Annotated in this window: 7 protein-coding genes; all 7 read right to left on the bottom strand. The window is 62.2% G+C overall.

Features of this window, described 5'->3' with window-relative positions:
• Positions 1–6: 6 nt before the first annotated feature.
• The 7 genes from ACFSKT_RS00735 to ACFSKT_RS00705 are packed head-to-tail and all read right to left on the bottom strand — an operon-like array spanning position 7 to position 21,457.
• Positions 7–3,438, bottom strand: coding sequence for a beta-ketoacyl synthase N-terminal-like domain-containing protein (locus tag ACFSKT_RS00735; RefSeq protein WP_377719885.1), 3,432 nt, complete (start codon positions 3,436–3,438; stop codon positions 7–9).
• The gene (locus ACFSKT_RS00730) at positions 3,431–7,387 is read right to left on the bottom strand and encodes a type I polyketide synthase (RefSeq protein WP_377719884.1); all 3,957 of its coding nucleotides are present in this window, start codon (positions 7,385–7,387) and stop codon (positions 3,431–3,433) included. The genes ACFSKT_RS00735 and ACFSKT_RS00730 overlap by 8 nt, the downstream gene beginning before the upstream one ends.
• Before the next feature lie 28 nt (positions 7,388–7,415).
• The gene (gene fabD, locus ACFSKT_RS00725) at positions 7,416–8,696 is read right to left on the bottom strand and encodes an ACP S-malonyltransferase (RefSeq protein ID WP_377719883.1); all 1,281 of its coding nucleotides are present in this window, start codon (positions 8,694–8,696) and stop codon (positions 7,416–7,418) included.
• A 14-nt stretch (positions 8,697–8,710) separates the two neighbouring features.
• Positions 8,711–12,490, bottom strand: coding sequence for a non-ribosomal peptide synthetase (locus ACFSKT_RS00720; protein ID WP_377719882.1), 3,780 nt, complete (start codon positions 12,488–12,490; stop codon positions 8,711–8,713).
• A 59-nt stretch (positions 12,491–12,549) separates the two neighbouring features.
• Positions 12,550–15,657, bottom strand: coding sequence for a cyclic peptide export ABC transporter (locus ACFSKT_RS00715; protein WP_377719881.1), 3,108 nt, complete (start codon positions 15,655–15,657; stop codon positions 12,550–12,552).
• Positions 15,654–16,895: a macrolide family glycosyltransferase gene (locus ACFSKT_RS00710; RefSeq protein ID WP_377719880.1), complete on the bottom strand. Its 1,242-nt coding sequence runs from the start codon at positions 16,893–16,895 to the stop codon at positions 15,654–15,656. Before ACFSKT_RS00710 ends, ACFSKT_RS00715 begins: the two co-directional genes overlap by 4 nt.
• Before the next feature lie 29 nt (positions 16,896–16,924).
• Positions 16,925–21,457 (bottom strand): amino acid adenylation domain-containing protein, encoded by a 4,533-nt coding sequence (locus ACFSKT_RS00705; RefSeq protein WP_377719879.1) that lies wholly within the window; start codon positions 21,455–21,457, stop codon positions 16,925–16,927.
• Between the last annotated feature and the right edge of the window lie 23 nt (positions 21,458–21,480).

Raw genomic sequence — 21,480 nt, 5'->3', positions numbered from 1 at the left:
TGCCTCCTATACGATTGTTTCACTAAGATAGGTCTCCAATCGGGCGAGCAGCTGGTCGTTCAGCCGCGTCTCCGCCTCGGCTGCCGCGTCGAACCGGTCCGCGAGCTGCCGCATCGCCTCCTGCTGATAGATGGGCAGGTAGAGATAGCGGACCAGTCCTTTGCGCACGGTATCCCACTGCTGCCGAATGTTCGATGCTAGCGCGGGAAGCGGGTCCTCGGGACCGAACACATGGGCCAGCCGGTACTGCTCCACCTGCTTGGCCAGGATGATGTCGTTCAATTGCTGCACGAACGTCTCCAGCGCCGGCTTCAGCTTTTCCTCGTCCGTGACGAGGCTGCGGAAACATACCGCGTAGCGGCGCAGCGCCTCCATGCTCTCCGCCAACTTGTCTCGGTGCATCAGCTGATTCTGCGCGAAGCGGGAGCGCGTCAGATCGGTTAACGGTGCCGATTCCGGTTCCAACGCAGCCGATTGGCCACGCTCGCTTCCCGCATCGTTCGTCCGGCGCATGACGTAGTGCGTAACCTGGTGCTCGCTGCGGAATAAATAACGGTCCGCGAATCCTTCCGCCGCGGCAGCGAGGTCGGAGTAGGGCAGCGTCCGCGCGCGATAGGATAAATTTTCTCTTCGGTCGTGCTCGATGATTCGGAACTGCTCCCGCTCGTCGTCATAGCCGTAAACGAGCAGCGTATGGTCGATATGCTGCTTCAAATAAGCGTCCTGGCGGATTGATTCATAGTAGCTGTCCACCCATACGACGACCGGATGGCCAAGCGCGATATGATGTCGGAGCTCGTCGACGAGGCCGGCGATGTCCGAATAAGGCTCCGCAGCCAGCCGCATGTCGCGCAGCACGGTCGACATTGGCTGCACGGCCTCGTATTCGATCGCCAGCCGATTCTCGCTTTCCCTGTCCGCCGTCATCCGATAGAGGATCAGATCGTTGAGAAGGAATGGCAGGATGCTGCCGCCGAAGGCGCGTACGGCCGGAAACATCGAATTGTACAGGCAGCTGCGATAATAGAGATCGTTGAACGGCTCGATGCCGGCGATCACGACAGAGTTCGGACCGGCATCGTCGGCCGATAGGGTACTTCCCTTCTGTTCGGAAGAAGATGGTCCGGCGCTGCTAGCGCGAACTTCTGCCGCTTCCCCGGACGTTAGATAAGCGGCCGCCAGGCGCAGTGTCCGGTTCTCGTGCAGCGCGTCAGCCGGGAAGCGTCTGCCGCGGCGCTCCGCCTCGACTTCCAGTCGGATGGCGAGAATCGAATTGCCCCCAAGGTCGAAGAAGTCGTCGTCCACGTGAATGGTCTCGTGGCCGAGCAAGTCGGCCCATAGGCCGGCGAGCAGCCGCTCCGCATCGGTATAAGCGCCATCCTCCCTGCCGGTTAGCGAGACCGGCGCTAGCGAGTCATGCGATTGGGCCGAACTAACGCTCCACGCGAGTTCAGCGCGATGCGACTCCGCCGCTTCCGACGCGGGGGCGAGCCAGCATCTTGAGCGCTGGAACGGATAGCGCGGCACGCGCGCTTTGCGAATTACCACGCTCCCATATAGTCCGTTCCAATCGGGCTCTATGCCTTGCGCGAACTGCCTGGCCGCATGATCACAGGCATCATGCCGCTGCCGGTCCGTGCGCGCATCGGGAACGAGTTCTTCGCCGCTGCCAGCCGCCGACACCGAGGGATCATGCGCCGTTTCAACGACCATCGCGGGCAAATCGCCGTTCGGCTGCCAGCCCGTTCTCCCGTTACGATCGCCGTAATAGATGCCATCTTCGGGGTAGCTCGTCAGCCCCTGCTCCAGCAGCTTTTTCAGCTTGGCGCGGAGCTCTTCCTTGTCGCATGCGACGATCGCCGCCCGCGTTCCGTGCCGCCCGCGTCCCGTGTTCGTCGTGTAGCACAGTTGACGGAGCGTCGCGGGATTGCCTTGCAAATCGGACACATAACGCCCGATCAGCGCTTGGAGCGCGATCGGCCCTCTCGCCGATAGCGCGAGCAGCTCAGCCTCCTCGATAACCGCCGTCGACTCGCCTTCCGGGACGGCAGGCGCTTCCTCCAGCACCAGATGGCAGTTCGTGCCGCTGAACCCGAACGAGCTGACGCCGCATCGTCTCGGCCCCTCGCTCGCCCATGGCTCCAGCTTGTCGCTCACATAGAGCGGCGATGATTCGAAGGCGATGTTGCGGTTGGGTCTCGAGAAATGGAGCGTAGGCGGGATCGCCTTATTCTTCAGCGCGGCGACGGCCTTCGCCAGTCCAGCCGCCCCGGAGGCCGCATCGAGATGGCCGATGTGCGACTTGGCCGATCCGATCGCGCAGAATTGTCTGCGGTCGGTATATCGCCTGAACGCTCGCGTCAAGCCGTCCGCCTCGATCGGATCGCCCAGACGGGTACCGGTTCCGTGCGCTTCCACGTACGCGATCGTGGCCGGATCGATGCCGGCGTCCTTCCAGGCCTGCGTCAACAGCCGTTCCTGCGCGGCCGCGTTGGGCGCCGTAATCCCCGCGGAAGCCCCGTCATTGTTCATCGCGCTCCCTTTGATGACCGCGTGAACGGCATCGCCGTCGCGCAGCGCCTGATCGAGCGGCTTCAGCAGATAGACCGCCGTCCCCTCGCCCCATACGGTGCCGTCCGCGCGGTCATCGAATGTCCGGGTTACCCGGGCGGCCGATTCGATGCCGATCTCGAACACGCCGTCCACCGGCATGAGACACAGCTTCACGCCGCCCGCGATCGCCATGTCGCATTCGCCGCCCCGAATGGCCATGCAGGCCAGATGAAGGGCGACAAGCGACGAAGAGCAAGCCGTGTCGACCAGGACCGCCGGGCCCTGCAGATCGAGCAGGTATGAGATGCGGCTGGCCATGATGGATGGCGTGTTGCCGATGCTCGCCGTTCCGATATCGCCCGGATGATGTTTCGAAATATATTGGCCGTACACCGGCCAATCCGCATAGCCGAGGTAAACGCCCGTCCGCGATCCCGTGATCCGACTCCCGCCGTAGCCTGCGTCTTCGATCGCCTCCCATGCCGCTTCGAGGAAGAGACGCTGGTTCGGATCCATCAAGGCGGCTTCCTTCGGCGATAGCTGAAACAAGCCATAATCGAACCGGTCCACTTCATCCAAATAGCCGCCATGGCTGAACGAGGCGTCTTCCGTGCGCAGAGCGGTGAACGCCTGCACGAAGGGACGACTGTCCCGCTGACGGGCGGGCGGCAGCGGGCGAATCGCATCTTCGCCCCCGGCAAGCCGCTCCCACAGCTCGTCGATCGTATTCGCGCCGGGAAGTTGGACGGACATGCCAATGATGGCAATCTCCTTGCTTTGCCCCGACTCCGTCCGCTTCAATGCCTTGAGCAGCGCGAGCCCGTCATCCTTCTTCATGCGTCCGCCTGCGACTTGTTCCATTATGAGCCGCACCGGGTTATCCATTGGCCACCTCCAGCGCGTAATATCTGCTCACCGCATCGTCCACGGCGAGGCCGCCCTGCTCGAGCTGCTCGAATAGATCCATGATCGCGTACTCGAATTGCGATTCCGCAGCAGCCGAGACGGATTGCGTCTTGTTTCCGCTTCCCGCCATCCGCTGCATGGCGTCCGCCAAATAGCCGGACAGCTTGGCGATCGTCGGGTACGTGAATAGATCCGATATCGCGAGCCGTCCCGGGAATGTAGGTTCCAGATGCGCATGTACCTTCGCGATCGAGATCGAATCGCCGCCGATATCGAAGAAGTTCGCGCCGACATCCAATTCGTCATAGCCGAGAACCCTTCGCCACGCCTCCGTGACGGCGGCTTCGATCTCGGCATAGGTCGCCGGTCCGCTGCCCCTTGATGCTGGTTTCATCTTGTTGGATTCGCCCGCCGCTGCGCCGGAAGCGCCTTGGTTAACCGCGTCAGCTTGCGCGTCGTAACCGGATAGCCGGAACGGAAGGCGATTCCCGAGCGCGAACAGCTCACTCTGATGATTCACGCGTCCCACCACGATGTGCCGTTCGGGCAATTCCAATGCCCGGCCGAACGCTTCCCTCCCTTGCCGTGCCGTTAGGACGGCCAGCAGCTCTTTCTTCTCGTCAATGTCCGCCCCTTCCGATAATCCCGTGTCCAGCCACGAAGGCCAGCCGATGGACAACGTTCGTTTGCCTGACCTCGCCCGCATCGCCGCATAACCGTCCAAGTAAGCGTTGGCGGCCGCATACGGCCCCGATCCCACGCCGCCGATCAACGTAATCGCCGACGAGAAGAGCACGAAGAAATCCGGTTCGTCCTGCGCCGTCAGGCGATCCAGCAGCAGCGTGCCTTGCAGCTTCGGCGCGAGAACCCGCTCCAGCATGGCGGCATCAAGGTCGCCGATCCGGTTCCCTTCCGACACGCCGGCCGCATGCACGATGCCCGCGATGCGTCCATGGCGCGCGCGAAGCATGCGAATGGCTTCTCCAAGCTGCCGTTCATCCGACACGTCCGCCTGCACGAAGTCCACGCGCGCGCCAAGCGTTTCCAGTTCAAGTACGGCTTGCAGCGCTTTGCGGCTTGATAGCCTTCCGCCAGCCTCGGGCTCATCCGGCGATCGCGGATCCCGGGCGGTTCTGGACAGCAGTGCGAGGTTGACTCCTCCAGCCGATAGCGAGGCAATCTGTTTCGCGACGTGCAGCCCAATGCCGCCCATCCCGCCCGTAATCAGGTACACGCCTTCCTTCGTGATCCGAGGGCCAATCTGCCGTCCGCGTACTTGCGGCAGCGGGACGAGCCGCTGCGCGTATCGCCGGCCGTCGCGGTAAGCAATCGCGAATTCCTCCGCCTTCGATCGCAGTTCCTGCCACACGCACACGGTTAATTCCGCATCGGAACCCGGATCCGCATCGATGCAGCGGACCGTCAGCCACGGATACTCCCAGATAGCCGCCTTGCAGAATCCGATCAGCGCGGCATGCTCCGGATGAACCGCGCCCTGCTCCTCGGTGACGCCATTCGCCCGGTCGGTCAAGACGACCAGCTCGAGTGGGCTCGCCCAACCGGCCGCCGCAAGCCCCTTGATCAGCAGGAACACGCTTCGCAGACCTCTTGCCAGCCTGTCCCTCGCCGCGCACGCCGCGTCCGCTGCTGCACTGCCGCCAGAGAACGCGCCGACATGCACGATGGTGTCGATGCCTCCTCCGACCAGCGCCTGAATCAAAGCGGCGTAATCCGTCACCCTTTCCCCGACCGTATACAGTTCCGGCCCGACATGCTCGAACGCCGAGCCGAATTTCACCTCCGTCACGCGAGTACCGGTCTGCCGGTACAGCGCCGCCAAAGAATCCGATAGACCGCGGTCGTCCTTCAAGAGCAGCGCGTGCGCCGGACGGCGATCGTCCCCGCTGGCACCGCTAAGCACTTCCCCTTCCCAAGCCTGCTTGTGGAACATGCCGTCGCGTGCGTCCTGTGCACCGGCGGAGGCGGACGGGATGTTCAGCCAGCACCGATGGGGATCGAACGGGTAGAGCGGCAGCCTGATTCGGCCGCGTCGCTCCCGCCGGTACAACTTCTCCCAATCAAGGTTCGCGCCCTGCGCATAAGCCTGCGCCAGACGCGCAAGGCTGGACTCGTCCTGCTTGCCGGACGCGAGGAAGCGATCCAGCGCGTCTTCGATCGCTGCAGGCGAGATGCTCCCATGCGCGCTGCCGTTAGGAGCCACTGCTTCCGAGGCTGCCCATCCCGAGCTCGCCAGCCCATGGTCGCGCATGACATCGGATACGGCATTCGCGCTCGCCTTCTCCAACATGCCGGCTAATTCCGCCGTGCTTCCGACGACCGCAGCCACGCGATATTCGTAATGACCTCTGCCCGCGCTTGCGGTGAAGCAGAGATCATCAAGGCTGACGGTTGGATGCATGCGAACAAAATTATCGTAGCGCTCGATCAGTTCACGCAGAGCAGACTCGGATTTGGCCGACAGCACGAATAATCGCGGACGGGATGCGAAGGCATCCGCGGCATTCGTCGTCATTTGCGCGCCATTCTCGCCGGCAGCGTACGCGCGGCCATTCTCCTCCGCTTCTTCCAAGATGACATGGCAGTTCGTGCCGCTAATGCCGAACGAGCTGACGCCGCATCGCCGCTTCTCCTCGCCCGCGTGCCAGTCGGTCAACCGATCGACGATATAGACAGGCGAATCCGCGAACGGAATATTCCGGTTCGGACGGTCGACGTGCAAGGTCGGCGGAAGCTTCCGGTAACTAAGCGAGAGCGCAGCCTTGATCAACCCCGCGATGCCGGCCGTGTTGTCCAGGTGGCCGATGCTGCTCTTCAGCGCCCCGACGCCGCAAAATTGCTTGCGGTCCGTATAGCGCCGGAATGCGCGGGCGAGTCCGTCGATCTCGATCGGATCGCCGAGCTTCGTGCCGGTGCCGTGCGCTTCCACGTAGCCGATCGTCCGCGGATCGATGCCCGCCCGCTCCCATGCGTCCGCGATGACCTCCTCCTGCGCTTCCGCGTTCGGCGCGGTCAACCCGCCGGAGCGGCCGTCGGCATTTACCGCGCTCGACCGAATGACCGCATAGACGGTATCCCGATCCTCCTTCGCCTTCGCAACCGACTTGAGCACGATGACGGCCGCGCCTTCCCCGGTCCCCGTGCCGTCCGCCGCGTCGTCGAACGTCCTCGCCCGTGCCGTCGACGATTCGATGCCGACCTCCGCTTCGCGGACGGGCAGCAGATGGAGCTGGATGCCGCCGGCCAGCGCGATCTCGCATTCGCCGCCCCGAATCGCCCCGCACGCCAAATGAACGGCGACGAGCGACGACGAGCAAGTCGTGTCCACGACCATGTTAGGCCCGCGCAGGTTCAGCAGGTACGAGAGCCTGCTGGCGATGATCGGACGGACATTGCCCGCCACGGCAAGCGACAGCGAATCGGGCTCGACCGCATGGATCATCTGCTTGTAGTCGGCATCCGAGCCATAGCCGAGATAGACGCCCGTGCGGCTGCCTTCCAGCGCGTTTCCGCCGTAACCCGCATCCTCCAGCGCATGCCAGGCCGTCTGCAGGAACACGCGCTGATTCGGGTCCATCAGGCTCGCTTCCTTCGGCGAAAGCTTGAAGAACGGATAATCGAATTTGTCGAGGTCCTCGACATACGCGGCCTCGCCGTAGGGGATAAGATCCGGATGCCGGCCCAAGAACGAGAAGTACCGGTCGGCGTCCTTCTTGCGCTCCGGAGGCAGCGGACGGACGGCATCCCGGCCGGCGCATAAATTCGCCCAAAATTGCTCGACCGTCTCCGCCAGCGGAAGCTTGAGCGCGATTCCGATGATGGCGATGTCTTCATTGGTCTGCTCCTCAAGCTCGATGCCGTCGTCAGCTTCGAACCGGAAGCCGTCCAGCTTCAAGGACTGAAAATCCAAGCGTCTCCCTCCTCTCTACCAGCCCGGATCAAGCGCCCGGATTCACATATTCCGGAAACAGCGCTTCGGTGCGCGTATCCGCCAAGATGTCGCGGAACCGGCTCCGCTGCTCTTGCTCCGGCACGAGCTTCGTATCCAAAATGCGCTTGAGCAGCGACAGCGCCAGCCGCATCTGCGCTTCCGTCGGCCGCGCTCCTTCGCCCTGCGCGTCCAGCTGCTCCTGCATCGCCGCTATCTCGCGATAAGGCTGCAGCACGCCGCGTTCATACTCGGCGTTGTCCCAATTCCGATTCCGTGTGCTGACGGCGGCGGTCAAGCATTTGGTCACCACATTGCGCGCCGCCCGCTTGCCCTTCTCGTCGGCGATCTCGGCGGCTAGCTCCTCCCTGAGCCGCGCCAGCTGCTGCACGGAATCGAACGGGAACGCGCGGATGGTTCCCGCGCAAGACGGCATGAGGTGCGTGAGCACCGACTTGGCGCCGATCTCGGCGGCCACCGACACGCCAGAGGACTCGAGGTAACGCATCGCATCCAGCCATCGGACGGGCGCCGTAAGCTGAGACGTCAGCAGCAAGACCGCTTCCTCGGGATCCCGATAGGGCTCGCCCGTCACGTTGGAGAGGACCGGCCACTTGAGCGGACCGAACGCGACTGCGGCTAGTTCCTGGCGGAATCGTTCCGCCGCCGGCTGCATGAGCGGGCTGTGGAACGGCGCGCTCACGCGCAGGAAGGTCGTGCGCGCTCCTTGACCGGCCAGCATCGCGGCAGCCTGCTCGACCGCCTCCCGATGGCCGGACAGAACAAGCTGGTCCGCCGAGTTGTAATTGGAGACGACGACCTGCCGACCGCTAGCGGCGGACGACAACCTGCAAGCCTCGTCCGTCTGCGCTAAGTTGGCTCCGATTACGGCGCACATCGCCCCGATCCCCTCCGCGGCGGCCTCCTGCATCAGCTGCCCCCGCGTTCGGACCAGACGCAGCGCATCGCCGAACGACAAGGCGCCGGCCGCGGCGAGCGCCGAGAATTCGCCGAGGCTGTGACCGGCCGAATAGGCCGGCTGCACGCCGATTTCCTCCATATAGACGGCGAATGCCGCGCTGCTCACGGTCAGCAGCGCCGGCTGCGTGTACGCCGTACTCGCCAGCTTCTCTTCCGTGCCCTCGAACACGAGCGCGGCCATATCGTAGCCGAGCGTATCGGCCGCCTCTTCGAAGACCGCCCTTGCCGAAGCGTGGTTATCGTACAGCCATCGGCCCATTCCGATATATTGGGAGCCTTGTCCCGGGAACAATAAGGCAAGTTTTCTCATCGCTCTTACCCCTCTCACGACCTGACTATCACTTGGGTTAATTGCTGGATTAAAGCTAAGTAGCTCTTGATCAAATGCTGTGCGCCATCGTGCAGCAGCCTTCGATCGTTGAACGCGAAGCTGCCGCGGATTCGCGGCTCCGTCTCGTCGTCTTCCAGAATCAGCAGCGCATCGAACGCGCCTACTAATTCAGATGCGCCGCCGCGCAAGCTAAGCGGGCTCACCAGTAGCAGCGCTTCATCGCCGGAAGAATGCCCTGCTCGCTTCATCGCCTGTTCAATCGGCACGGACGAGGATCCGGCGCGGTTCCGCTGCTTGCTCACGCGCTCGTACAGCTCTTCGAAAGCCGTCATGCCGCTTAGGTTCGCGGTAATCGGATGCAAGCTCCCTGCGTCCTCCGCCATGCTGTACAGCGCCGCGCTGCCGCTGCCCCCCGCTTCGGACAGCAGGTAGAGCAGCGCCCCGATCAGAACGTCGTAGCGCGCTACGCCGTTCGCCGCGGCAAGCCGCGCCACGGCCTCTCGGACCTCGCCCTGAAGCTGGAAGCGGATCGTCCTCGCCCCGCTTGCCTGCGCGCTTCTGCCGAAATATGCCGTAGGCAGGCGCTGACGCAATAACGGGTCCGTCTGCGCGATTCCCTCGCGGCGGCCATCGATCCATGCAGCCTGCTTGGCAATCGTCGCATGCGTGAACAAATCGGTGATGCGCATCCCGGCGCCGAACGTTTTCTCCAATTTGGCGTGCAGCTGCATCAGTTGAATCGAATCGCCGCCGACCTCCATGAACGGATCATCCAAGCCGAGGTCGCCTGATGAGCCCAGCACCTGAACCCATAGCTCGCGGACGGCCGCTTCGGTCTCGCTGGCGGCGCGGACAGCAGATTCGCTTGCCGTCATCGGCTGCGCGACTCGATGAAGAGCCGATCTGTCGATCTTCCCGTTCGCCGTTCTTGGCACGCCATCGATCCGGTAATAGACGGACGGAATGATCGGCTCGGGCAGCAGCTCCGCCAAATGTGCGCGAAGTCCACCTGCGGTAAGACTGGCGGACGACTTCACGTAAGCGGCCAGACTCTTCTGCCCTGAACCCGCCTCAACCGGCAAAATGACGGCTTCTTCGACGTCTGGATGGCGCTGCAGCTGATGCTCGATCTCGCCTGGCTCGATTCGGTAACCGCGAATTTTGAGCTGGGTGTCGTTCCGGCCGTGGAACAGCAGATGCCCGTCCGGCAGCCAGGAGCCGAGGTCGCCCGTCCGGTACATCCGCTCGCCCGCCGCGAACGGATCCGCCACGAATCGGCTTGCGCTAAGCGCCGGCTGGTTCAAATACCCGCGCGCCACGCCGGCGCCGGCGATGCAGATTTCGCCCGGCACGCCGACCGGCGCGAGATGGCCGGCTTCATCCAAGACGTACACCCGGTAATGCAGAATCGGCTTGCCGATCGGAATCGGACCGTCCGCGTCGCCCTCATGCCGGTAATAGGTGGCGCACACGGTCGCCTCGGTCGGACCGTAGGTGTTGTATACGCTGGCATGCCGCTTCAATCGGGTGATATAAGACGGCTTCATGACGTCGCCGCCGCTGATGAAGACGCGCACGTGCCGCATGCCCGCCTGCTTGTTCAACTCGTTCAACAGCAGCGCCGACGCGGAGACGATCGTGACGCCTTCGTCCTCGATCAGCCGGACGAGCCCGGCCGTATCCAGCACGTCCATCCGCTGCGCCATGACGATGCGTCCGCCGGCCGCCAAGACGGGAAACACCTCTTCGACGAATTGATCGAACGCGCATGAGGCTTGCTGCAAATACACGTCATTGGCCGTCAACCCGAATTCCTGCTGAAAGGCCTCGACGTACGCGATCAGGTTGCCGTGCGTAAGCACGACGCCCTTCGGATTCCCCGTGGAGCCGGAAGTGTACAACACGAGCGCGCTATGCTGCGCAATCGAGACGTTATCCGGGTTCGACACATCGTGCGCGTGGGAGCCGTCATCGTCTATGCGGACTATCTCGCCCTCGTAGTCGAGCGCCACTGGACGATCGTCCGTGATCAACATCCGCGCGCCGCTGTCTTGCAGCATGTAAGCGACGCGCGAAGGCGCATACTCGTGATCGATCGGCACGTATGCGGCACCCGACTTCAGCACCGCCAGCAAGGCGATCAACAATCGCTCGGAGCGGGATATATAGATCGCGACGAAAGCCTCCGGCTGTATGCCCTTCTCCCGCAAAAGCCGCGCGAGGCGATTCGCCCGCTCGTTCAATTCGCGATACGTGAAGGTCCTTCCCTCGTGCACGAGCGCCACGCCCTCCGGTTCGCGCTTCGCCTGTCGTTCGAACAGGATATGGAACGGCATTGCAACAGGTCCTGATACCGGCGCCGCGTCGCCTCCGCGGTCGTCCGGTCTGCGCAATCGACTGAATGCGGTTAAAATGCGATTGCGCTCGCGCTCCGTCGCCAGCTGCACGTCGCGCACCCGGGCATCCGGATGGTGGATGAGCTGCTCAAGCACGTACCGGTACTGCGCCGCCAACCGACCGACCGCCTCGTCTCCGTAACGGTCCGGATCATAGGCGAGCTCGATGTCGATGCCCTCGAACATGGCAATGCCGACTGTCAGCGGGTAATGCGTGTTCTCCTGCATGTCGTAGCTCGAGATGCTGATCGCGCCTCCGCTGCCCATATTGCGCTGCAGCGGATAATTTTCCACGACGACGATCGAATCGAACAGCGGCTGCCCCGCTCCCAGCCCGCTGCAGGCGGTGACGTCCGTCAGCGGCGCGTGCTCGAACGCTTCCCGTTCTCGCAGCTGCTCCGCCAAGTCGCGCAGCCATTCGGAGACGGCCGCATCCGGCGTCATTCGCGCCCGCAGCGGGACCGTGTTCATGAACAAGCCGACCATCTCTTCCATGCCGGGTATGCCCGGCACGCGGCCCGACACCGTCGTGCCGAAGAGCACGTCGTTCGACCGGGCGTAACGGCTAAGCAGCAGGGCCCAAGCGCCATAGAACAGCACCGCCGGCTGCAGCTGGAGCTCGCGGCAACACGCATAGAGCCGCTTCGCCATCGCCTCCTCCATCGCGATCTTGCATCTCCCGGATGCCGGAGAATCCGACTTCCGCTCATCGCGCGCGAGATCCGGCAGCGTCGTTCTCTCCTCCAAGCCGGATAAGGCTTCCTGCCAGTACGCCTTCCACCTATCTTTGTTCTGCGCCTGCCGCCATTTGAGGAACGGTTTGAATCCGGTCTTCACGCGCGTCGTTGGCTTTCGGCCCGCCAGCAGCGCCTCGTAGGCTTCGAGAAATTCGCGCACGATCACGCCGTTGCTCCAGCCATCGTATAGAATATGATGCCAGCTGATCAGCATGTCGCCTGTATGCGCGCTTCGCTTGCAAACCGCGATGCGCAGCGGCTGCTTCCGAAGATCGAAGGGCCGCTCTTGCTCCGCGCGGAGAAATGCTTCGGCCAACCTCTCGCACTCCGCCGGCGTCGCGGCGCTGTAATCCCGAAACTGGATCGGCACGTCGATTTGCTTCAGCACCAGCTGGACCGGCCGCTCCAGTCCTTCCCAGCGGTAGACCGTCCGCAGCATGTCGTTCGCTTGAATCACGTGCGCCCAAGCTTGCCGGATCGCGTCCGGCGCTAGATCGCCGGTTAGCCGCAGCGTCAGATGCTGGGCGTAATGGCGGTCGTCGCCCGTCATGGCATGATATAGCAGCCCTTCCTGCAGCGGCGTGAGGCCGAGAATATCTTCCACGTTCGATTTGTCGAGCTTCGTAGATTCGCCGTTCATCCTTCCCGTCCTTTCCTCTTGGTTCCCACTCTCCTGCGGCCTCGCGCGCCCCTTGCCCGCTACCGCATCGCGGCATTAAGTGCCGGCCGGTAATCGTTAGCGCCGCCTTCCGCGATCTGCCCCATCTCCATCTTGATGACGCGGTCGGCCAGATGGAAGAACCGGTCGTCGTGCGTAATCGCGATGACGCATTTGCCTCTTGCTTTGAGCTCGGGCAGCAGATGCTCGTAGAAGAACGCGCGGTATTCGGGATCCTGGTCGGCCGCCCATTCGTCGAACAGATAGATCGGCCGATCTTCCAAATAACTTTGCATCAAGGCGAGCCGCTTACGCTGGCCCGTCGATAATTTGACCGTCGAGAACGCGCCGCCTTGCACCTGGACTTTATCTTCCAAATGAAGCAGCTCCAGAAACGCGGCGATCTCCTTCTCCTTGCCCGCCAGCGGAATCCCGTACAATTTGCCGAAGAGATGAAAATCGCCGAAGATCGCCGTGAAGCGCTGGGCGAGCTCCTGCGGACTAACCGGCTGTCCGTCGACGAGAATCTCTCCCTCGGCGGGCGCGTACAGGCCGGTCAGCATCTTGGCGAGCGTCGATTTGCCGCTGCCGTTGCCGCCGGTGATGAAGACGATCTCCCCGGAGCGGAACGTATAGCTGATCGGTCCGACCGCGAACTGCTCGCCTTCCTTATTCGCATAGTGGTAAGCGGTCGACCGGAGCTCCACCTGAATGCCTCCGCTTGCAGCAGAAGCGGTATCCTGGCTGGCCTTTTCGAGCTGCACGGCATCTAATTGGCTGGCCAGTTGATTGAGCCGGTTCCAGCTGACGCGCACGCGGAACAAATTCGGAATCGTGCCGAGGATGCCGTGCACGGGGCCGGTCATATACAAGAGCACGAACACGTAATTGCGCCAAGCGCCGACCTGCAAGTCCTTGAACAGCAGCGGGAACAGGAAGGCCACCGTGCCGATGACGAACGTGAAGAGCAGCTCGCCGACGACGTTGACGTTCGCAAAGCGCAGATCGCTCTCGATCCGCTTGTCGCGGTATGTGCCGATGCTCGACTGCATGTCCGATTGGAAATCGCCTCGTTTGGCGCGGCTAAGACTCAACTCCTTGAAGCCGGCTCGCAAGTCGTGTATGAATTTGAAAAACCTATTCTGAATATCGCGCGTCTGCTCCAGCAGCTGATTCGCTTTGGCACCCATCAGGAAATGCATGCCCGCCGCGAACGCGATGACCGCCGCGGCGACCAGCATGCCCGGGAAGCTGATGATGCCCATGTAGACGAAGCAGCAAACGAGCGTCACCAGGCTCGTCGCCCCCGTAATGACGATGTTGGATACGTCGCTGATCGTCTCGGTATCGTTGTTCAGCGCCGCCTCGATGACTCCGTCCTCCAGCTTCTCGACGTTCTCGTAGGAGGTGTTCAATAGTTTGTCGAGCAGCTCGGTCCGCTTCTGGTACACCATCCGGTTGGCGATGCGGACGAGCCGCAGCCGCACGAGCCGCTGGCCGACGATATACAGCGCCATGCCGAGGAGGAAGTACAGCAGCAGACCGTCTTGGAATACGTCCTGATCGCGGCCTAGCGTCTCGTTCACCGTGAAAATGATAACCGCGTTCCCTAGTCCGCTCACGATGCTGAGCAGCGTCAGCATGAACAGCGGCTTCTCGTCCGGCCTCGGAAACAAGCTCGTCACGATATAGTAGAATCCGAACAAGAAGACGGTCGCAAGCAGAGCGACGACCGCGTAGATCAGCGTCTCTGGCGCCCATACGCGAACGAACGCCCAGTTGAGCCCCCAGTAGATGACGTCGGGAATGCGATATAGGCAGTACCCGAGCCCGGCCAGGAAGAGGATCAGACCGCCGACGCTCATCATGACGGAAGCCGCCGTGCCCGCGAACCGTCTTCTGCCGACTGCCGCCTCCGCAGCCGCCTTGCCGCCGAACCAGAGTGTCAGCAGCATGACCGGCGCGAGCAGCGCGAGCGCGGCGGAAGCCGTGTTGTCCAGCCCCTCATACATGTCGTCGACCGGCTTGGGCAGCTCTCGGCCGATCAGAAGGTTCATGATTCCTTGGCCGAGCAAACCCGCGTCGGGCGTGTTCATGTTGGCCAGTACGGCCACGCCGAGCCCTTCTTCCGGACGAAGCACCAGATGCGAAGCGAAGTTCGGATTGCTGCCGCCGTGCGAAATTTCGCCGCCGCCGCGCTGGAAGACGCTCCAGCCCGCCGCGTACGAGGAGCCGTCCGAAGCCGGCGGGACCGACCGGTCCGGCTCATGCGACGAAGCGATTAATTCGCCGAACGGCTCGGGCACCGGAACACGGCCAAGCTGAATTTGCAGCCACTTGGCCATGTCGGCCGCGCTCGTCATGTAATAACCGGCCGGCGTGTTGCCTCTGTACATCGGCGCGTCGTAGGCTACCGGCCGCAGCAGCTTGAATTTGTATCCCGCGGCGCTGGAAGCGTCCGGCGCATCGTCGCGAGTCAGATACGTATGCTTTAAGCCGAGCGGCAGCAGCACGTTCTCCCGCATGTAAGTCTCGTAGGGTTGTCCGGTCACCGTCTGCATGACCAGGCCGAGCACGTCGTAATTGATCGTCGCGTACAAATATTCGTCGCCCGGCGCATGCTCGAGCTCCCGCCCGACGAGCGTTCGCACCGTTTGCTCCAGTCCATCGTCCGCTTCGGTGGCGGGAATGCGTCCGATCGAATCGAACGGCACCCCGCTCGTATGATGAAGCAGCTGGCCGAGCGTAATTTCCGCCGGCTTGCCTTCATGCGTAACGCGGAACCACGGGAGATATTGCGTAACGGGATCTTCCCGGTTCAACAGACCTTGCTTCTCCAGCAGCAGAAAGCCGAGACCGGTGAACGCCTTGCTCGTCGATCCGAGCTCGAACAGCGTATCCGGCGTAACCGCGCGCTTCTCGCCGATATCGGCCTTGCCGTATCCTTTCAGCCATACGGTCTCGTTGCCCTGCACGATCGCCACCGCCATGCCCGGGGTATCCGACTTGGCAATAATGCCGTCGATATAGGCCTCGATCTCCGCCTGCCGTCCCAGCAGCGGTTCTTCGGCGGCTCCGGCCGCCCAAGGTGCCGCGAGCGCCAAGATCGCGGCGATTAGCGCCGCTCCGGCGCGTCTCCATAGATTCATGCGTTAACCCTCTGCTCCATATAGTGGATGATGCGCCGCACCGCCATGTCCAATCCCCCCGTCTCCCGGAAGGAATCGCGTATGCGCGCGCAGCCAAGCCGGTACGCCGGGTCGCCCAGCACGGTCCGCACCGCTTCTCGCAGCGCTTCCGGCGCGAACGATTCGCTCTCCAGACGAATGCCGGCCTCGGCCCGCTCGACCATCAAGGCGCCCATGAACTCGTCGAACGCCTGGGGCACGACGACCATCGGCACGCCCGCGCACAGACTCTCATAGATGCTGTTGGCCCCGCCGTGCGTAATGAATGCCGACGCCCTCTCAAGCAGCTCGAGCTGCGGGACGTAAGGCATGATCAGGAAGTTGTCCGGCACGCCGGCCAGCCGCTCGATCGGGAACTGTCTGCCGACCGACATGACCACCTGCACGTCCTCTCCGCCAAGCGCCTTCATGCAGCCTTCGATCAAATCGCCCAGCTCGTGCAAAATCGTGCCGAACGCGATGTAGACGAGCGGCCTCCCGTCCAACCTTTCCATCGGGAAAGGTTCCGCATCCGAGCGGCGATCGGCTGTATAGCCCGCGAACAAATAACTTTCGTCGAACGCTTCCTCATATAGCTGGAACGCCCGCGAGGAGAAAATCAGATTCAGCGGCTGCTTGCTGCCGAACACGTCGTTGATGACGTTCACCTCGCCCAGGCCATGCCGGCGGGCGATCATGCGCGAGACCTTCTCGATCAGCTTGGGGTACATGTCCGCTTGGCCCTTGTACTTCTTGTACAGCGGATCGTCGGCCGCGCGCAGCACGACCTCCATGAAGAAGCCGGGATCCGATTCCGCCATCTCGTGTATGAACGGGAAATTAGCGAATACCGACACGCCGGGCACGTCTAGCTTCGCAGCCAGTTCCTTGCCCCAATACGCGAACGCGTCGTGCATGACGCAATCTGGCCGCAGTCCTGACACCTCTTCGTACAGCCTGTCCGCCAGCAGCCGGCCCTTCTCCAGGATGAAATCCGCGAACACGAGAAATGTATCGATGCCCGAGCCTTCATGCATGGTGAAATTCAGCAAGCCTCGGTAACTGCGGAACGTCGCGCCCGTCCGCTCGATCTTGCTGCGAAATTCGTCGCTGCAATAATAGACAACCTTATCCCCGCGCTCGACCAGCTTGCGAATCAAGGCGAGCGTCGGATTGACGTGACCGTGAAGGTCGACGCCGAAGTAGATGATGTTAGCCATCGGAAGCTCCTCTCGTCGGCGGCGTGCTTTTATTGAAGAAGATGATCCAGATCGGCCTGCGACAACGCCGCCGTCTCGAAGTCCGACGGCGTGAATTCAGACTCTTCCTTGTCCTCGCAATGCCGAAGAATAGCCCGAAGCGAATCGGCATAAAGCGCGGCGAGCCGCTTGATCGTCTCGTCCGCATAACGGTTGCGGCTGTACGTAATCCCGACTTGCAGTCTGCCGCCGATAATCATGGCGTTCCATTCCAACCGGAAGGAAAGCGCGTTGGCCGGTCCGGATTCTGCGCCTGTCGGCAAGCCGGAATAAGCGAACCATTCGTTATCGAGCTCCCGGTCGAAGTCGCCAAGATAGTTGAAGCGGACGGGCTTGCGGCGCGAATAGGCCGGGAACGCATTCCGATGTTCGGCCAGCACGCCGAACCCGATGCCGCCTCGCGGTACCCGCCGAAGCGTGTCCTTCGCCGCTTTGATGCGCGCGGCGAGATCCCCGTCTCGGGGCAGCGCGACCGGATAGAGCGCCGTGAACCAGCCGACGGTACGGCCCACGTCCGCATCCTCGGCGGCGTCGAGCCGACCGTGTCCTTCCAGCTCCACGACCGGCTCGGTCGCGGGGAAAGCAGCCCCAAGCGCTTGCGCGAGCGCGGCGGCCATTAACTCGATCGGCTGCGTGCCGTATGCCAGATTGGCTTCGCCGACCAGCGCGTTCGTCTCGGCCTCCGCCAGCCGGAACGTCTCGGTATGCGCGCTCCCCCAGACGTCTTCGCCGTAATTGCGGTCCTCCGGCCAATCCGTCGCAAGTTCGGCCGCCTGCCGCCAATAGTCGTATTCGGCTTCCGCCGCGCCAGCGTGCTCCACCAGCCGCAGCGCATGCCGCTGATAGGAATCGGTCGCCCGCGGGAGCCGGACTTCGGCGCCTTGCCGTACGGCCGCCGCCGCCAAAGTGAAATCCTCCAGCAGAATCCGCCAGGAGACGCCGTCCACCACCGCATGATGCGCCGCAAGCAGCAAATGTCGGCCATCCTCGCCCAAGTCGAATAGGCACGCTTTGAAGAGCACGTCTTCGCGAAGGTCGAACTCCGATTTGAATCGTTCACCCAGCTCTGCAAGCTTATCCTGCCGCTCCTGGCCGGATAGGGAAGACAAGTCATAGACTTTCACCGCATAGCCGTTGTCCGATTCCGCTCGTTCCGTGTAATGCCACGTACCCGTTTCGCCCCGCAAATTTAACCGAAGCGCGTCATGATGACCGATAAGCGTCCGCATGATCTGTCCGATCTCCCGATTGGCGAGCGGCTGCTTCAGCCGGAGCAGGACCGATTGATGGTAATGATGCGGCTGCGCGAGCTCCTGGTTCATGAACCAGGACAGAATCGGCGTCGGCGCAAGTTCGCCCGTGCTCGGCTCGTTTCGGCGCACGTCCCGCTCTGCCCTTATTTGCAATGTTCTGGCCATGTCCGCGATGACCGGGTTGGCCAACATATCCTTAACCTGAATCGACCCTCCCGCCTGGGCTATCCGAGAAGCCGTTTGGATCGCCTTGATCGAATCGCCGCCTAGATGATAGAAGTTGTCGCCCAGTCCGATCGGCGAGTAGTTCATGACCGACTCGAGCGTTTGCGTCAGCAGCTGCTCCTCTCGCGTCTCGGGGGCGATGTAAACTTCCTTGACGGAACGACGTTCCGGCTCGGGCAACCGCGGGCGGTCCACCTTCCCGTTGACGTTCAGCGGGATATAATCCAGGCGGATGTAATAGGCCGGCACCATATAGTCCGGCAGCGTCCGGCCTAGCTGCAATGCAAGCTCGCGATCCGTCCACGACCGATCGGCGACGTAGTAGGCGCACAAGTAACGTCCCTGGCCTTCTTGCTCCCGGTCGATGACGACGCATTCGCGTATTCCGTCCATGTTCAGGATACAAGCCTCAACCTCCGGAAGCTCGACGCGGTGGCCGCGGATTTTCACCTGATGGTCGATCCGGCCGCCGTATTCGAGCTTGCCCGAAGGCAGGAAGCGCGCGAGATCGCCGGTTCGGTACATGCGCGTCCCCGGCTTGTACGGGTTGTCCACGAAACGCTCGCGCGTCAAGTCGTCCCGGTTCAAGTACCCTCTCGCCACGCCGTCTCCCGACACGAACAACTCCCCGAGCATGCCCGGCGGTACTGGCCGCATCGAATCGTCCAGCACGTACAGCTGCACGTTATGCCCCGGGACGCCGATCGGCACGGAGGCTCTGCCGTCTTCGACCGGATCGAATTTGTGAATCATACAGCCCACGACGGTCTCGGTCGGGCCGTATTCGTTATAGATGTCAATGTCCCCTCCAAATCGGTTCGTGATGGTTTGCGCTAAGCTGGTTTTGAGATCCTCTCCTCCCACGATGAATGTTCTGACCGATGAATCGCGATAATCCGTATCTTTCAGCAAGGATAAGTGCGCGGGCGTCAGCTTGATGACCGTCGCCTCGTTATCCCGCAATATTCGGAACAGACTGAACTCGCCGTCTTCGCCGCGATAGATGCGAATGGTACCGCCGCTGACGAGCGGCGTGAAAATCGACGTCACCGTCAAATCGAACGCGAGCGACGTATAGAGCGGGAACACTTCGCCGCTTCCGCGCGTATACATCTGCTTCGCCCACCAAATGTAATTCGTCAGTCCCCGGTGCTCGATCATCGCCCCCTTCGGCTTGCCCGTCGAGCCGGACGTATAGATCACGTATGCGAGCTGGTCCGGCTTCGCCGCAGCCGGAAGGGGCGCAGTCTCCCTGTTAACCGTATACAAAGCGGGATCTTGCACGTTAAGCCGTGCCGTCGCATAGCGCGCCGCACCTTCATGCGTATCGTCATCCGTGAGCAGCAGCGCGGCGCCCGAGTCGCCGAGCATATAACCGATCCGGTCTGCCGGATAGTCCGAATCGATCGGCAGATACGCTCCGCCTGCCTTCATGACGGCCAGAATCGCGACGACGGCTTCGGCCGAATGCCGCACGAGCAAGCCGACGACCGACTCTCGTCGAACCCCCTTCTCGATCAATGCGGCGGCGATCCTGCTGCTGCGTTCATCCAGCTCCTGGTAGGTCATTGCCGCTTCGCCGTCTTGAAGCGCGATGCGCCGCGGGCTGCGTTCGGCTTCTTCGGCGAATAGATCGCACACTGTTCGATCGCGCGGATACTCGGCAGCCGTATCGTTGAACGCGATAAGCTGGCGGGTCCGTTCTTCTTCCGTCAGCAGCTCCAGACTCGAGACGGCGGTCTCCGCGCCGGTCAAAATATGCTCGTTCATCGTCCGGATTAACGCCAGCATGCGCCGGATCCCATCCTCGTCGTGCTCCGATAGCTTGTAATCGGCATCCAGCGTCAATCCGCCGTCTTCCGACCATTCCTTGATGACCAGCTGCAGGGAATACCATTGATGACCGCTGTAAAACTCGACGTTCTCGATCGAAGCGCGGTCAATGGATGATGCCAGCTTCGTGTTATAGTAATTGATGCAGGTATCGAACAATTGCCCTCCGCCGCTGTGCGTATGGTCCAAATCCCGCAGCAGCAAATCGTAGGGATAACGCTGATGGTAATAACAAGCGGTTAATTCACGCTGAATGCTCGCCAGCAGCTCGGAAGGCTTCGCCGATCCGTCAATCTGCAGACGCAGCGGCATGGTGCTCGTGAACATGCCGAATATCGACTTTTCCAGCTTGCCGGACCGATTAGCGACGGGGGTGCCGATCGTAATGTCCGACTGGCCGGTCGTACGGTAGTGACACAAGGCGTATAACATGATGAAGTATGCGTTCAGTGAGGCGTTGGCTTGTGCGGCAAATGCTTTCATGCGGAGCGCGAGATCTGGTTGGAAGTCGACGGTCATGCGTCGGCCGTCGGTAGGCGCGTATCGATAGCCCGTATGGGCAGGCGCGGAATGCAAGGCGAACTTCTCGTTCCAGAACCGCCTATTGCGCATCAGGCGAGGCGAGTTCAAGTAGAGCTGTTCTTGGCGGATGTAATCGACATAAGAGGAGGTACCCTCGCCTTCCGGTATCGGCCGTCCGGCCGCGAGAAGCGCGTAATCATCGGCGATTTGCTTGGTCATGATCGCATTGGACCATCCGTCGGCGATAATATGATGGCAGCGGAACAAGTAACCGCTGTCGTCCTCCCCGATGCGAAACAACACGAATTCATACAGCGGAGTCTGGTCGGTCAAGCAAAATGGCCTGCCCGCCTGCTCGTCCACCCAACGGCGGAACGCGTCTTCCGGGTCGGGCGATCCGGTGAAGTCTCGACGGCCGATCATCAGCGGTCCGGCGCTGCCGAAGGTTTGATAGGGTTGTCCGTCCGCCTCGCCGATTCGGATTCGCAGCGCGTCGTGCCTGCGTATGAAGGCGAGAATGGACGCCTCCAGCAGGTCCATATCGATGATGCCCTTCATGCGAACCGGACCGCCGATGTTGTGCAGCGGCGTGCCCGGGAAGATCTGTTCGATGACCCATATCCGCCGCTGCGGATGCGTCAGCGGATAAACGGATTCCCGGGAAAGCGGACTCTCCTTCGAACCGTACATGATTACGCCCCCAATATCTGGTA

Origin of the sequence: Paenibacillus xanthanilyticus (assembly GCF_042682185.1) — a bacterium.
Classification (GTDB): Bacteria; Bacillota; Bacilli; order Paenibacillales; family Paenibacillaceae; genus Paenibacillus_Z; species Paenibacillus_Z xanthanilyticus.
The sequence above is the reverse complement of the archived record's forward strand: the minus strand, read 5'-3'. Positions and strand labels throughout refer to the sequence as shown.

Coding starts and splice junctions, on each gene's coding strand:
- fabD (WP_377719883.1), bottom strand. CDS start 8,696: ATGAGAAAACTTGCCTTATTGTTCCCGGGACAAGGCTCCCAATATATC.
- ACFSKT_RS00735 (WP_377719885.1), bottom strand. CDS start 3,438: ATGGATAACCCGGTGCGGCTCATAATGGAACAAGTCGCAGGCGGACGC.
- ACFSKT_RS00710 (WP_377719880.1), bottom strand. CDS start 16,895: ATGGCTAACATCATCTACTTCGGCGTCGACCTTCACGGTCACGTCAAT.
- ACFSKT_RS00705 (WP_377719879.1), bottom strand. CDS start 21,457: ATGTACGGTTCGAAGGAGAGTCCGCTTTCCCGGGAATCCGTTTATCCG.
- ACFSKT_RS00715 (WP_377719881.1), bottom strand. CDS start 15,657: ATGAATCTATGGAGACGCGCCGGAGCGGCGCTAATCGCCGCGATCTTG.
- ACFSKT_RS00720 (WP_377719882.1), bottom strand. CDS start 12,490: ATGAACGGCGAATCTACGAAGCTCGACAAATCGAACGTGGAAGATATT.